Origin of the sequence: Streptomyces sp. NPDC127084 (assembly GCF_042724175.1) — a bacterium.
Classification (GTDB): Bacteria; Actinomycetota; Actinomycetes; order Streptomycetales; family Streptomycetaceae; genus Streptomyces.
The window spans coordinates 24,169-37,730 of record NZ_JBHXFA010000064.1; the positions used below are offsets into that span (position 1 = coordinate 24,169).

A 13,562-nucleotide genomic window follows, 5' to 3' on the forward strand; every position below is an offset into this window, starting at 1 on the left:
TCTTTGCGGTTTTCGCAAAAGCGGACGGAACCTCAGTCGCGGCGGTCTCAGCCGGTGCGTGTCGCGGGCGTCCCCGGGCGGCGGACGTACGGTGTCGTGGTACCCAGCGCGGTGAACCCCAGCCGCCGCAGGATCGGCCTGCTCGTGGGCAGCGCGTCCACCTGGAGGAAGCGGTGGCCCCGGGCGTCGGCGATCCGGGCCCGGAAGTGGACCATGGCCCGGTAGACCCCGCGACCCCGCCACTCGGCCAGCGTTCCCCCGCCGTACAGCCCGGCGAAATCCCGTCCCACCGGCAGATCCACCCGCGACGCCGCGACCGGCTCGCCGCCCGCCATCGCCAGCACCGCGATCGAGGTGGGCCGGGTGGCGGCGAGCTGCGCCATCAGGTGCACGCGCAGCCAGGCGGCGTCCCGCCCGAACACCCGCTCATGGACTTGGGCCACGAGGTCGACTCCGGCCGCGTCCGTCACCTCCCGCAGCACCAGCCCGTCCGGTGCATCGGTATCGGCGGTGAGCGTGTGCGTGTCGGCGACCAGCAGAGTCTCCTCGTCATCGGAGACGAACCCGGCCGCGACCAACCGCTTCGCCAGATCGCCCGGCCGGTCGTGCCCGTACACCTTCCACTCGAACTCGCGTCCGAGCGACTCGAAGTACCGCAGCTGCTCCGCGATGGCCGCGTCCGCCGTGGACTCGTCCAGATCCGACCAGACGATCCCGTTCCATCCGTCGCCGCCGGTTGCGGCGATGTGCCGGACGACATCACCGACCCGTTCGACCCGTGCCCCGGGCCCGTCGGCCGGTGCCTGCCGCCGCATCTGGCGGTCATAGCGTGCCAGCAGCTCATCGTGATCCATGCGGTCACCTCAGCAGCGGCACGAGGCGCGGGGCAACCGGATTTCGCGAGGCGTACCCGTCAGGCGCCGCTCACCAGCCGGTCGACGGCAGCCGTGCCCGAACCGTAGGGGCCTGAGCCGTAGGCGCCCGAGTTGTAGGGCAGGGCCAGTGCGGGCATCGGACCCGGCCCCTGCGCGGGCACCGGCACCGGCCCCTGGTACGAGACCGCCACCGGCGCCTGGGACGGTACCGGGATCGCCATCGGCCGCTGCGGCTGCGGCGCGGCGGGCGCGTACATCGTGCGCTCGAGCCCCGCCACCAGCCGCTGCACATCGGCCTGGGGGCGCACCACGAGCCGCAGATAGCGACTGGAACTGCCGATCTTGTTTCCGCACTCCCGCACCAGGACGCCGTACTCCTCCAGCAGCCGGTCACGCAGCACGGCCCCGTCCACCCCCTCGGGCAGCCGAACATAGACGAAGTTCCCCTGCGAGGGGTAGACCGTGAGCCCCGGCAGCCGGCTGAGCTGCCAGATCATCTCCTGGCGGTCGCGCTGCACCAGACGCAGACTCTGCCCGTACTCCATCTGATGCTCCTTCAGCATGAAGACCACCGTCTCCGCGAAGGAGTTGAGGTTCCACTTGGGCAGCGCCGCACGGATCCGCCCCGCCAGACCCGGGTTGGCGACCAGATACCCGAAGCGCACTCCGTGCAGACCGAAGTTCTTGCCGAGACTGCGCAGCACGATCGTGTTGGGTCGCAGTACGGCGTCGGCGACCACGCTGGAGTCCGCCTCCGCGTCGGCGAACTCCAGGAACGACTCGTCCACCACGACCAGGTCCAGGTCCTGGAGCTGGTCGAGGAGGGCCAGCACCCCGTGCCGGGGCAGCAGACCGCCGTCGGGATTGTTGGGGTTGCAGATCACCGCCGTACGGGAACCTCGGCTGCGCACGAAGTCCACGAACGACGCCGGATCAAGCGCGAACCCGTTCGCCTCCGGCAGCGGGAACATGTCGACCCGTTTGCCGGTCTCCATCGGCTGATCCGTCCAACGGCCGAAGGTCGGCACCGGTACCGCGAGCGACTCGCGCACCAGCAGATGATCGATCCAGGTGATCAGCTCGGTCGAGCCGTTGCCCATGGCGACCGTCTGCGGATTGAGGCCGAGGACCGAGCACAGCTCGGCGGTGATGGTGTCCGCACTGCTCGGGTAGTACGTGAGGATGTCCCGCAGTCGCTCGCCCAGGTCTTCGAACATCGCCGGCGTCGGGAAGTAGGGGTTGCACGGGATACAGAAGTCGGTGATCCCCGGCCCGCTACCCGCCCCGCCCTGCCCGGCCGCCCCCGCCCTGCTGAGGGTGAAGTACGACGGGCTGTGCGCCGTGGACGCGCGGAAGAGCTCGGTGACATTGCTGCCGGCTTCGGCCATGGGGGTCCTCCGGAGATGGCTGGCTGCCCCTACGTACGTAAGCGCGGACGACCTTGCTCACCCGATCCCACGTGATCCCGTTCACCGCTGGACCGGCTCCGGCAGGTCGGCCAGCACCGCCGGGAGGTCTGCCCGCGAGGTGATGCGCAGCTTGCGGAAGATCCGGGTCAGATGGCCTTCGACGGTCTTGGCGGAGAGGAAGAGGTCGGCGGCGATCCGGGTGTTGGTGAACCCTTGGGCCACCAGCCCGGCGATCTCCCGCTCACGTGCCGTCAGCCGGGCCGGCTCCGCCGGCACCGCCTGGCCTTCGTGGTCCTCGCCCGCTTCCCGCGGTCGGATCAGGTCGGCCAGGTCGACCAGCAGACGTGCCCCGCCGACGTCGGCGAGGTGCCGCGCCCGCCGCCACATCGCGGCGGCGCGCGCACCGTCGCCCGCGGACCGCGCCAGGACGACCCCGTGCAGCAGGGAGTAGGCCTCCCACAGGGTGGCCCCCATGGCGGTGTACTCCCGCACCGCCTCGTCGAGCAGGCGAAGCGCGGTACCTCCGTCGCCCCGGTGCTCGGCGAGCGCGGCCGACGCACGCAGCGCCGCCGCTCGCTGGCCGCCGAGATCCAGCCGCTCGGCCTCCTCGGTGGCGCGGGCCGCCCATCTCTCGGCCTGGTCCAGGCGACCGCCCGCCAGCGCGGTGGCGACCAGCAACTCCAGCTGGGCGGGACGTATCGAGGGTTGCACCCGGGCGAGCCGCGCTCCGCCGCCTGCTCGGAGAACGGCTTCCTCGGCGCGCTGCGGATCGCCGTTCACGAGTGCCGTCTGGCCGAGGATGCACCACGCCAGTGACGCCCACCAGCTGTCGCTCGCACCGGCCGTTGTGACGGCCTCCTCGGCGACCGCCATCGCGCGTGCGTCCCCGAGCTGCCCGGCGGCGAGGACGATCAGCGGGGCGAACGACAGGGTGAACGTCAGCAGTTCGCTGTCCCCGATGCCCCGTGCGATGGACTCCGCCTCATCGGCCGACTGGAGCGCGCGGGGGAGCCGGCAGGTGCTGAGCTGGACATAGGCCCTGCTCATCAGCAGATGCGGCAGCAGATAGAGCTGACCGCTCCGGCGGGCGATGGCCAGACCGCGTTCGGCGTGCCGTTCGGCGGCGGCGTAGCGCTCCAGAATGGTCTCCGACCAGCTCAGCCACACGAGTGACTCGCACTGCCCGGTGAGTGCGGGGTCGGTCAGCCCGTCGGTCAGCAGGGCCGCCTCGTCGGCGAACCGGCGGGCCGCCGCCGTCTCGCCTTCATAGGCCTCGCCGAGCGCGCACAGGGCCAGCGTGGCGGCCTCGCCGGTGGGGTCGTCGTGGGTACGGGCGCCGGCGAGGGCACCCGCCAGCTCGTCGCGTACGGCGGGGTAGGTCCCGGCCATCAGCGCGGACACGCCCAGCGCGAGCGCCAGGGACCTCCGCTGGCCGGGCGACGGGCCCGGGTCGCGCGCGAGCTCACGGCGCAGCAGTGCGGAGGCCTCCGGGGAGTGCCCTAGGTGCCGCTCCATCACGGCGCACTGAGCGATCGCGTCCGCGCGCAGTGACGGGTCCTCGGCGCAGAACGAGTCGATCACGTGGTGCAGCAGGTCACGGCTTTCCCGAAGACGACCGCAGACACCGAGGGCACGAGCCCTGGCCAGCGTCAGCTCAGCACGCCGACGGGAGTGCTCGGAGGCTTGAGGCAGCAGACGCAGGACGACGTCGAGCAGATGTGCGGCGGTGGCCGGTGCCGTGTGCGCGAGGCGGTCGGCCGCTTCAGTGAGCACCCCGGCCGCCGCCGGGTCCCAGCCGGTCAGCGACCGCTCCACGTGGTGGGCGCGCTCCGCTGCCGACGCGCCGGACCTGGCCAGTTCGTCCGCCGCATGGCGGTGGATCCGCGAACGCTCATGGGCCGCGGTGGTCTCGTACACCAGGGCCCTGAGCACCGGGTGCCGCAGCGTCCACCGGTCACCCGGGGCGGGACGCAGCAGGTCACGCCGTGTCAGAGCACCGGTCAACTCGTCCAGCTCGCGGTCACCGTGACCCGTGGCCGACGCCAGCATTTCCGGAGTCGCGTGATCGCCGAGCACCGCCACCGTCTCGAGGGTACGGCGCTCGGCCCCGCTCAGCGGAGTGAGCTCGTCCAGCAGCAGGGCCCGCAGACCGCTCGGGACCCCGGCGAGGTCGCCGTCCCGGGCAGTGCGCGAGGCACCCGGCAGCGCGGCGCCGCTGCGGTAGGCATGGAGCAGGGACAGCAGATACAGCGGATTGCCCTCGCTGGCCGCGAACAGTTCCGCGGCGTCCCCGGGCGGTAGGTCGGTGGCGAGTCCGGTGAGCGACTCCCGCTCGGACAGGGGACCGAGCTCCATGGGAACCACGACACCGCTGTCGATTCCACGGGTGAGCGCGGCGGTCAGCGGGGTCGGCGACTGGCGGTCCCTGCGTGCCACGACGAGCAGCACCCGGCCGCCCACCGGATGCCGCACGAGGTGGTCCAGCAGTTCCAGTGACGCCGGGTCTGCCCAGTGCAGATCGTCCAGCGCCACCAGCAGTCCTCGGCCCCCGGCACGGCTCGCGAGGCTGGCCAGCACACGCGCGACCGCGCGGTAGACCCCGAAGCGGTCAGCCGCTCCAGGGGCCCCGGAAGGGGCGTGGGAGACTCCGCACACCACGGGCGCGGCCTCCGCGAACACGGCGGCGCCGGTGCGCATGAGCTCGGGCCCGTCGAGGTCCGCGAACGCGTCCGTGAACGCCTGGAACGGGGTGTGCCGCTCGAACTCCGTGGCCCTGCCGCGCAGTACGGACATCCCGCTGTGCACTGCCTGGGAGCACACCTCACCCAGCAGACGGCTCTTTCCGATCCCGGCGTCCCCGGTGATGTCGACCACGGCGGGTCCGCCGCTCTCCCCGAAACCTGCGATCAGGGCGCCGATCCGCGACAACTCCGCGTACCTGCCGATCAGTTTGAGCATCCGGTCACTATCGCACGGCGCACGGACTTCCTCCCTCGGCCGCGTCTCGATCCTGTCCGGACCCTCCTGGACGCGTCGGCACAGACGAGGAGTCCGCGCTGACCGCCACCTGGACCCGCAGGGGCCGGTCGGAGGGGTGGTGCTGGGTACAGCCCCAATGGGCAAGCAGGTGCAGTCCGCGCCCGCCGAATGCCCGGCATTGTCGAACTCATGGAGAAGAGAAAGCAGTGGAAAGCACAGGCCGGGCTCTTTCTGGCGGTCGCCTTCGTGGCGGCCGGGGCACTGGGTGCCGTGCAGCCTGCCGTCGGCGTCCCCGCGGAGGTCGTCCAACTGACCCAGTTCGGACCGGCGGTGGCCGTCGCGGCAGCGGCCCTGCTGTGGCCGGCCCGGACCCGCGGGCTGCTCGCCGGATACCCGACGGGCACGGCTGCCCCAAGCGTGGCGTTGCTCGCCACCGCTCCCTTGACCATCCTTCTGTCGGCAGGCTCGTACGCGCTGTTCACCGGCGCCGCTCACGCCACCGACCCCCGTGGACTGCGGCACTCCTTCCTCCTGATCGTCGTCGCCCAACTGGTCGGCGCCTGTGGCGAGGAGATCGGCTGGCGCTGCTTCCTCCAGCCACTGCTGCGCATTCGCTTCGGAGCACTCACCGCGTCGACGGTGGTGGGAGTGGCGTGGGGGCTGTGGCATGTCCAGGTGCTGGCCGGGAGCCCGGCCTATGCGGTGGGTTTCCTGCTGGCCACGACCGCGATGTCCGTCGTACTCGGGGTGGCCCTGGACGAGGCACGGGGACACCATCGCCTGCTCTTCGCAGGCGCGTTCCACTGCCTGATCAATCTGGGCATGCTCCTGTTCATGGACGAGGAGACGGGCAGGGCGGCGCCGATGGTCCTGTTCGGCCTCGCGTGCACGGTGACCGCGCTGCCGTGGGTGTGGCGAGGGCGTCGGAGCACCGCGGTTAAGATCACGGCGACGGCGGGATGAGTGGGTCGGGGGTCATGAGGGCGGTACGTTTCGGGCGGCGCGACGAGTGGGTGGCCCTTGGACGCTGCCAACTGCTCGGGCTGACCGGTTTCGCGGTGATCGGGGCCGGGATGCTGGTCGGTGGGGCGTTGCTGCTGCTGCCGATCGGGGTGGGCTTCCGTGCGCTGCCGCCTGCCGCCCGGCTCCTGCGCCGCGCTTCCGACCGGTACCGGAACCGTGCGGCCCGCTGGACCGGCCGTCCCCTCAGCCGGCCCGATCCGCTCCCGCACGACACGTCGGCCCGCCGCACCAGCGCCGCGATCCTTGCGGACGACGGATTCTGGCACGATCTGCGCTGGGCCTGCCTCGAACCCTGGACGGGCGCACTACTCGCGGCGGTGCCGCTCGCGTTGGCCGAGTACGGAGCCTTCGGCGTCCTGGTCCAGCCCTGGGTATGGCACCGGCTCGGCAAGGGCAACTGGTACGCCTTCATACCGGTCACATCGACGGCCACCATGGTCGCCGCCCTGCTCCTGGGCCTTGCCCTCGCAGCGGCGGGTCTGCGTGCGGCGCCGTCCGTCACCATGCTGCACGCCGGCCTCACCCGTCGCCTGCTCTCCGCCCCGCGCAACACCGAACTCGCCCGCAGGGTGGCTCGGTTGGCCGATACGCGAACCGTCGCCCAGGACGTCCACGCGGCTGAGATCGCCCGCATCGAACGGGACCTGCACGATGGTGCGCAGGCCCGCCTTGTGACCCTCGGGCTCACCCTGGACGATGCGACCCGCCTTCTGGGCACCGACCCGCGGTCCGCCCGCGCCCTGCTCCTCGAGGTACGCGCCACCTCTGAACGGGCGCTACAGGACCTGCGCGACCTGGTCCACGGCATCCACCCTCCGGTCCTGGCCGACCGGGGCCTCGCCGACGCGGTCCGCTCACTGGGCCTGGAAAGCCATCTCGACGTGGACGTGGTCGCGGAGCTGCCCGCGCCACGCCTGCCCGCCCCCGTCGAGTCGGCAGCGTACTTCTCGGTGTGCGAACTCCTCACCAACGCGGCCAAACACGCGGCGGCGACCCGCGTCGACATACTCCTCACCCACGACGGCAGCCGGCTGCGGGTGAGCGTGACGGACGACGGCCACGGCGGCGCGGTCCCGACGGCCGGTACCGGACTGCCGGGCATCCGACGCCGGTTGGACCCGTTCGACGGCACACTCACCCTGCACAGCCCACCGGGCGGACCGACCACAGCAACCTTGGAGATCCCGTGCGCGTCGTCCTCGCTGAAGACCTCTTCCTCCTCCGCGACGGCCTGACCCGCACACTGCACGACCACGGCTGCCAGGTCGTCGAGTCCGTGGACAACGGGCCCGCGCTGGCAAGGGCCCTCTCCCGGACCGATCTGGACGTCGCGGTGATCGACGTCCGCCTTCCACCGACACACACGGACGAGGGGCTGAGGGCGGCTCTCCAGGCCCGAAGCAGCCGCCCCGCGCTCCCCGTCCTGATCCTGTCCCACTTCGTCGACCAGCTGTACGCCCACGAACTCCTCGCCTCCGGGGAAGGAGCCGTGGGCTACCTGCTCAAGGACCGTGTCACCCACACCGCCCAGTTCATCGACGCGCTGCGCACGGTCGCGTCGGGCGGCACGGTGATGGACCCCCAGGTCGTGGCCAAACTGCTCACCCGCAGTGGGAAACGCGGCCGCACCGACTCCCTGACCGGCCGCGAGCACGAGGTCCTCGCCCTGATGGCCGAGGGCCGCTCCAACACCGCCATCGCCCAGACCCTCCACGTGAGCGAGAGCGCGGTGGCCAAGCACATCGCGTCCGTCTTCGGGAAGCTGCGGATAGAGCAGTCGCCGGAGGACAACCGGCGGGTGCTGGCCGTGCTGGCGTACCTGAAGGGGTGAGCCGTCCGTGCAGCCGCCGGCCTACCCGGAGCGGTCGGCTCTGGCGGGGCGGGGACCCGCTTCGCACGGCCACGCGGTCACACCGTGCCGTCCTCACCTCGCACGACCTGAGGACGGGTGAACACCGAGTTGTCGATCACGAGGTCCACCATCGGCAGTGGGTCGACCTCCTCCAGATAGAGGCGCTCTGCCACCAGATACCTGTTGCGGTGGATCGACTCGGCCTCGGATCCCGCCCAGTCCTGGTCGCGCTCCGCGCCCCGCTGCACCGACAGCTCCGCGTCCACCTGCAACCAGATCCGGAAGTCCCAACACGCGTTGATCTCGGGCCGGAACGCGAAGACACCATCGACGATCAGTACCGCATCCGCCCCGACCGGTGTCACGACCGCGGAATGATCCCGCTGCGTCAGCGGGTCGATGCTGCACAGCACACAGGATGCCGCGTCCGATGACCGGCAGGGATCCAGCAGCAGCCGTCTGACAGCCTCGTAGTCGAAGGCGTTGCGGTAGTACCCCTCACCGGACTCCCGGTCGTACAGATGCCGGTCCCGCCACGGCTTCTTGAAGTCGTCGAGAGTGGCCCTGAGCACCGGCCGCCCCGAAGTGCTGATCCACTCGGCGAGTTCATGCCCGAAGCTGGTCTTCCCGGCGGCGGTGAAGCCGTCTATGCCGACGAGCAGGCGACCCTGACCGAGAGACAGAATCTGCTTGGCGACCGCTTCGACCAGCGTGCTGCGCTCGACGGAGGCCGCCGGAGGGCAGGGCTGCTGACAGGTTGAAGTCGAGTGGCTCACGTCCGCGTGTGATGATCCCATGAGGAGAACCTACCGATTGGTTCGACTGGAAGATCACACTTTCGGTCCTCAGTGTGTCGGATACGAGAGTGGCCGGCCACCGCCGCTCCGCACCTCAGCGCGTCTGTCCCGGGCGACCGGGTCACCCGGAGCGTGGCGCCTCCGCGTCCGCCGTCGCCACGGCTCGGGCCCAACGGTAGTCCGCCTTGCCGCTCGGCGAACGCTGGATCGCCGGTGCGATCACCAACTGCCGAGGGATCTTGTAACCGGCCAGCCGCAGCCGGCAGTGTGCCTGCACAGCCTCCAGGTCGAGCAGCCCGGCCCCCTCGCGCAGTTGCACCACGGCCGCCACATGATTGCCCCAGGTCGGATCGGGCACCCCGGCGACCAGGGCGTCGTACACGTCCGGATGGGCCTTGAGCGCCTGCTCGACCTCCTCCGGATACACCTTCTCGCCTCCGGTGTTGATGCACTGCGAACCGCGTCCGAGCACGGTGACGACACCCTCCTCGTCCACCGTCGCCATGTCCCCGAGCAGCACCCAGCGCTCGTCACCCCGGCGGAAGAAGGTCTCGGCGGTCTTCTCCGGGTCGTTGTAGTAGCCGAGCGGCACATGCCCCCGCTGGGCGATGCGCCCCGGCTCGCCGACCGCCACCGGCTCGCATGTGGCCGGATCGACCACCTGCGTACGGGCGTTGACGCGCAGCCGGAAGCCCCTGTCCGGGCCCGAGTCGTCCGTCGCCGTACCGTTGAACCCGGACTCCGACGAGCCGAAGTTGTTCAGCAGCATCACGTTCGGCGCCAGCGCTGTGAACTGCTCCCGCACCGTTTCAGACATGATCGCCCCTGAAGACGACACGCTGAACAGCGAGGACAGATCGGTCCCCTTCAGCGGACCGTTCAGTGCGTCGATCAGCGGACGCAGCATGGCGTCGCCCACCAGCGAGACACTGGTCACCCGTTCCCGCTCGATGGTGCGCAGCACCTCCTCCGGAGCGTACTTGCGGTGCAGTACGACCCGTTGCCCGAAGTTGAAGCCGATGAAAGCGGTCAGTGTGGAAGTGCCGTGCATCAGCGGGGGAGTGGGGAAGAAGGTGATACCACTGCCGCCTGCGGCGACCCGCTCCGCGAGCTCCTCCGGGCGCCGCACCGGCTCACCCGTCGGCGCCCCACCGCCGAGACCGGCGAAGAAGAGGTCCTCCTGTCGCCACATCACACCCTTGGGCATACCGGTGGTGCCGCCGGTGTAGATGATGAACTGGTCGTCGGCCGACCGCGGCCCGAATCCGCGCTCCGCCGAGCCTTCCGCCTCCGCGTCCGCGAACTCCAGGCAGTCGAGCGCGGGAACGCCGTCGGGCGGCGTACCCACTCGCACGAGGTGGCGCAGCGTCTCGCTCCGCGGTGCCGCGCCGGCCACCCGTTCGGTGAACTCGGCGTCGAACACGAGAGCGGCGAGGTCCGCGTCCCGGTAGAGGTAGACCAGTTCCTCTTCCACATAGCGGTAGTTGACGTTGACCGGCACGAGACGGGCCTTGAGGCAGCCCAGGACCGTCTGGATGTACTCGACGCCGTTGTAGAGGTGCAGTCCGAGGTGCTCGCCGGGCTTCAGCCCGGCCGTGACGAGGTGGTGGGCGATCCGGTTCGCCGCGGCGTCCAGCTCCGCGTAGCCGTACCGGCGCTCCGCGCCCGTCCCCGGTTGGTCGATGTACACGAGTGCCTCACGGTCCGGGACGACGTCCACGACCGACTCGAACAGGTCGGCAAGGTTGTACTCCACCATTCCTCCTTGGCTACCGCTCCCGAAACCGGTCCCGCTCGCGCTCCTGCTTCCGCATGTACCACTGCCTCGGAGCGGTCATTAGAGCGCCGGGGCGCGCAAGTGGGAAGGGGGCCGGCGGAAGAAATCTGACTGACTGTCAGAAAACTATTGAACTGCACTCCGGGCTGCTGCAACCTGTTCTAGGTCTTGAGACGGGAGAACGGTCATGGCCGGTACGGAACACCTCACCGTGCGGCGCGAAGGCGCCACACTGGTGCTCACACTCAATAGGCCCGAGGCGAAGAACGCGCTCTCGCTGCCGATGCTCGTCGGCCTCCACGACGGCTGGACGGAGGCGGACGCCGACGACACCATCCGCACCATCGTGCTCACCGGTGCGGGCGGCGCGTTCTGCGCGGGCATGGACCTCAAGGCCCTCGCGGGCAGAGGCATGGAAGGCGAGCAGTACCGGGACCGGCTGAAGGCCGACCCCGACCTCCACTGGAAGGCGATGCTGCGCCACCACCGCCCCCGCAAACCCGTCATCGCGGCCGTCGAAGGCTACTGCGTGGCAGGCGGCACCGAGATCCTGCAAGGCACCGACATCCGCGTCGCAGGCGAAAGCGCCACCTTCGGACTGTTCGAGGTCAAGCGCGCGCTGTTCCCCATCGGCGGTTCCACCGTCCGCCTCCAGCGCCAGATCCCGCGCACCCACGCCCTGGAAATGCTGCTGACCGCCCGCCCCTACAGCGCCGCCGAAGCGGAACGCGTCGGACTCATCGGCCGTGTCGTCCCCGACGGCACGGCCCTGGAAGCGGCACTCGCCATCGCCGAGCAGATCAACGCCTGCGGTCCGCTCGCCGTCGAAGCCGTGAAGGCCTCCGTCTACGAGACGGCCGAGATGACCGAGACCGAAGGCCTCGCCGCCGAACTCAAGCGCGGCTGGCCGGTGTTCGACACCGCCGACGCCAAGGAAGGCGCCCGCGCGTTCACGGAGAAGCGCGCTCCCGTCTACCGCCGGGCGTGAGCAAAGGCCCCGAGGTCCAGCCCCTTATCCACCCGAGGAGACTGATGTCAGCCGGCCCCGCCCCCGAGGTGCTGCGCGCACCCCTGGTCGTCGAGTTCCCCTTCACCCGCTCCCTCGGCCCAGTCCAGTCCGCCTTCCTCACCGGCCTGCGCGAGGGCACCGTGCTGGGCGTGCGCACCGCCGCGGGCCGGGTGCTCGTGCCGCCCGTGGAATACGACCCCGAGACCGCGCGGGAGCTCCGCGACCTGGTCGAAGTCGCGCCCACCGGCACCGTCACCACCTGGGCCTGGAACCCGGCCCCACGCCGCGGCCAGCCACTCGCGACCCCCTTCGCCTGGGTGCTGGTCAGGCTCGACGGAGCCGACACCGCGCTGCTGCACGCCCTCGACGCACCCGGCCCCGAGGCCGTGCACACGGGGATGCGGGTCCGTATCCGCTGGGCGTCCGAGCGCGGCGGCGCCATCACCGACATCGCCTGCTTCGAGCCGCACGAGACCGGTGAACCCACGGTGCGGGAGGCACGACCGCACCGCGGAACCTTCGCCGACCCCGTCACCGGAATCGTCGCCCACGCCCGCCTCGACTACAGCTACAGCCCCGGCCGCGCCCAGACCCGCTACATCCACGCACTCGCCGGGCAGCGCACCACCGGCGAACGCTGCCCGTCCTGCCACAAGGTGTACGTCCCGCCCCGCGGTGCCTGCCCCACCTGCGGTGTGGCCACCGCGGAACAGGTCGAAGTCGGCCCGCGCGGCACCGTCACCACCTTCTGCATCGTCAACATCAAGGCCCGGAACCTGGATATAGAGGTGCCCTACGTCTACGCGCACATCGCGCTCGACGGGGCGGACCTCGCCCTCCACGGACGTATCGGCGGGATCCCCTACGACCAGGTGCGCATGGGCCTGCGCGTCGAGCCGGTGTGGACCGAGGACGGCCGCTACCCCGACCACTACCGGCCCACCGGCGAACCCGACGCGGACTACGACACCTACAAGGAGCTGCTGTAGCCATGCGAGACGTCGCGATCGTCGCCTTCTCCCAGACCGAGACCCGGCGCAGCAGCGAGGAGCTCTCCGAGGTCGAGATGCTGATGCCGGTGCTGCACGACGTACTCGAACGGACCGGACTGCGCACCGGCGACATCGACTTCACCTGCTCCGGCTCCTGCGACTACCTCGCCGGCCGGGCCTTCTCCTTCACACTGGCCCTCGACGGCGTCGGGGCCTGGCCGCCCATCTCGGAGTCCCACGTCGAGATGGACGGCGCCTGGGCGCTGTACGAGGCCTGGGTGAAACTCCTCACCGGCGACGCTGACACCGCGCTCGTCTACTCGTACGGGAAATCCTCACCCGGCTCGATCCGGGACGTCCTGACCCGCCAGCTCGACCCCTACTACCTCGCCCCGCTGTGGCCCGACTCGGTGTCCCTCGCCGCGCTCCAGGCACAGGCGCTCATCGACAGCGGCGTCACCAGCGAGCCGGAACTCGCCGGCATCGCCACCCGCAGCCGCACGGCCGCCAAACCGAATCCGCACGCGCAACTGCGCGGCCACCACGCCCACGGTGACTACCTCGTCCAGCCGCTGCGCACCGGCGACTGCCCGCCCATCGGCGACGGAGCGGCCGCCGTCATCCTCGCCGCCGGGGACAGGGCCCGCGAGCTCTGCGCACGGCCCGCCTGGATCCGAGGTATGGACCACCGCATCGAGGCCCATGGCATGGGCGTACGCGACCTCACCGACTCACCCTCCACCCCGCGCACCCCCCACCGCGCCCCGGGTGTCGACAGTGACAATTAAAAAAAAACCAGCCCACCACACACACACACAAAACCTTTTGCCGAGTAGGGGATGAAAAGGT

10 protein-coding genes and 1 pseudogene are annotated in these 13,562 nt (G+C 70.7%); 6 read left to right on the forward strand and 5 right to left on the reverse strand.

The features are described from left to right. Positions 1 to 47 precede the first annotated feature (47 nt). From ACFWI9_RS17010 to ACFWI9_RS17020, 3 genes are all read right to left on the reverse strand, one after another. Entirely contained in the window at positions 48 to 854 is an 807-nt protein-coding gene (locus ACFWI9_RS17010; RefSeq protein ID WP_387162718.1) for a GNAT family N-acetyltransferase, read from the reverse strand. A 59-nt stretch (positions 855 to 913) separates the two neighbouring features. Next, positions 914 to 2,263: a pyridoxal phosphate-dependent aminotransferase gene (locus ACFWI9_RS17015; protein WP_387162720.1), complete on the reverse strand. Its 1,350-nt coding sequence runs from the start codon at positions 2,261 to 2,263 to the stop codon at positions 914 to 916. Positions 2,264 to 2,344: 81 nt separating this feature from the next. Continuing rightward, entirely contained in the window at positions 2,345 to 5,242 is a 2,898-nt protein-coding gene (locus tag ACFWI9_RS17020) for an ATP-binding protein (RefSeq protein WP_387162722.1), read from the reverse strand. Between the two features lie 210 nt (positions 5,243 to 5,452). Between ACFWI9_RS17020 and ACFWI9_RS17025 the strand changes: the two genes are divergently transcribed. From ACFWI9_RS17025 to ACFWI9_RS17035, 3 genes are read left to right on the forward strand one after another with little or no spacing between them, the layout of a single operon-like run. Beyond that, positions 5,453 to 6,226, forward strand: coding sequence for a CPBP family intramembrane glutamic endopeptidase (locus tag ACFWI9_RS17025; RefSeq protein WP_387162724.1), 774 nt, complete (start codon positions 5,453 to 5,455; stop codon positions 6,224 to 6,226). Positions 6,227 to 6,240: 14 nt separating this feature from the next. After that, entirely contained in the window at positions 6,241 to 7,521 is a 1,281-nt protein-coding gene (locus ACFWI9_RS17030) for a sensor domain-containing protein (protein WP_387162726.1), read from the forward strand. Then, a complete protein-coding gene (locus tag ACFWI9_RS17035) occupies positions 7,473 to 8,117 on the forward strand; it encodes a LuxR C-terminal-related transcriptional regulator (RefSeq protein WP_387162728.1) in 645 nt (214 codons plus the stop codon). The genes ACFWI9_RS17030 and ACFWI9_RS17035 overlap by 49 nt, the downstream gene beginning before the upstream one ends. Positions 8,118 to 8,194: 77 nt before the next feature. Here the strand turns inward: ACFWI9_RS17035 and ACFWI9_RS17040 are convergent, their stop codons facing one another. Together ACFWI9_RS17040 and ACFWI9_RS17045 are read right to left on the reverse strand one after the other, a co-directional pair. Then, entirely contained in the window at positions 8,195 to 8,935 is a 741-nt protein-coding gene (locus ACFWI9_RS17040; protein WP_387162730.1) for a uridine kinase, read from the reverse strand. A 121-nt stretch (positions 8,936 to 9,056) separates the two neighbouring features. After that, positions 9,057 to 10,691, reverse strand: a complete 1,635-nt coding sequence (locus ACFWI9_RS17045) for an acyl-CoA synthetase (protein ID WP_387162736.1) — start codon at positions 10,689 to 10,691, stop codon at positions 9,057 to 9,059. 208 nt (positions 10,692 to 10,899) lie between these two features. Between ACFWI9_RS17045 and ACFWI9_RS17050 the strand changes: the two genes are divergently transcribed. The 3 genes and pseudogenes from ACFWI9_RS17050 to ACFWI9_RS17060 form a co-directional block, all read left to right on the forward strand. Then, a complete protein-coding gene (locus tag ACFWI9_RS17050; RefSeq protein WP_387162732.1) occupies positions 10,900 to 11,700 on the forward strand; it encodes a crotonase/enoyl-CoA hydratase family protein in 801 nt (266 codons plus the stop codon). Between the two features lie 44 nt (positions 11,701 to 11,744). Next, complete coding sequence (locus ACFWI9_RS17055; RefSeq protein WP_387162734.1) at positions 11,745 to 12,710, forward strand: Zn-ribbon domain-containing OB-fold protein; 966 nt, start codon at positions 11,745 to 11,747, stop codon at positions 12,708 to 12,710. Between the two features lie 2 nt (positions 12,711 to 12,712). Further along, positions 12,713 to 13,477 (forward strand): annotated as a pseudogene (locus ACFWI9_RS17060) (lipid-transfer protein); the annotation flags it as partial. Positions 13,478 to 13,562 lie beyond the last annotated feature (85 nt).

Coding starts and splice junctions, on each gene's coding strand:
- ACFWI9_RS17010 (WP_387162718.1), bottom strand. CDS start 854: ATGGATCACGATGAGCTGCTGGCACGCTATGACCGCCAGATGCGGCGG.
- ACFWI9_RS17015 (WP_387162720.1), bottom strand. CDS start 2,263: ATGGCCGAAGCCGGCAGCAATGTCACCGAGCTCTTCCGCGCGTCCACG.
- ACFWI9_RS17020 (WP_387162722.1), bottom strand. CDS start 5,242: ATGCTCAAACTGATCGGCAGGTACGCGGAGTTGTCGCGGATCGGCGCC.
- ACFWI9_RS17025 (WP_387162724.1), top strand. CDS start 5,453: ATGGAGAAGAGAAAGCAGTGGAAAGCACAGGCCGGGCTCTTTCTGGCG.
- ACFWI9_RS17030 (WP_387162726.1), top strand. CDS start 6,241: ATGAGGGCGGTACGTTTCGGGCGGCGCGACGAGTGGGTGGCCCTTGGA.
- ACFWI9_RS17040 (WP_387162730.1), bottom strand. CDS start 8,935: ATGGGATCATCACACGCGGACGTGAGCCACTCGACTTCAACCTGTCAG.
- ACFWI9_RS17050 (WP_387162732.1), top strand. CDS start 10,900: ATGGCCGGTACGGAACACCTCACCGTGCGGCGCGAAGGCGCCACACTG.
- ACFWI9_RS17055 (WP_387162734.1), top strand. CDS start 11,745: ATGTCAGCCGGCCCCGCCCCCGAGGTGCTGCGCGCACCCCTGGTCGTC.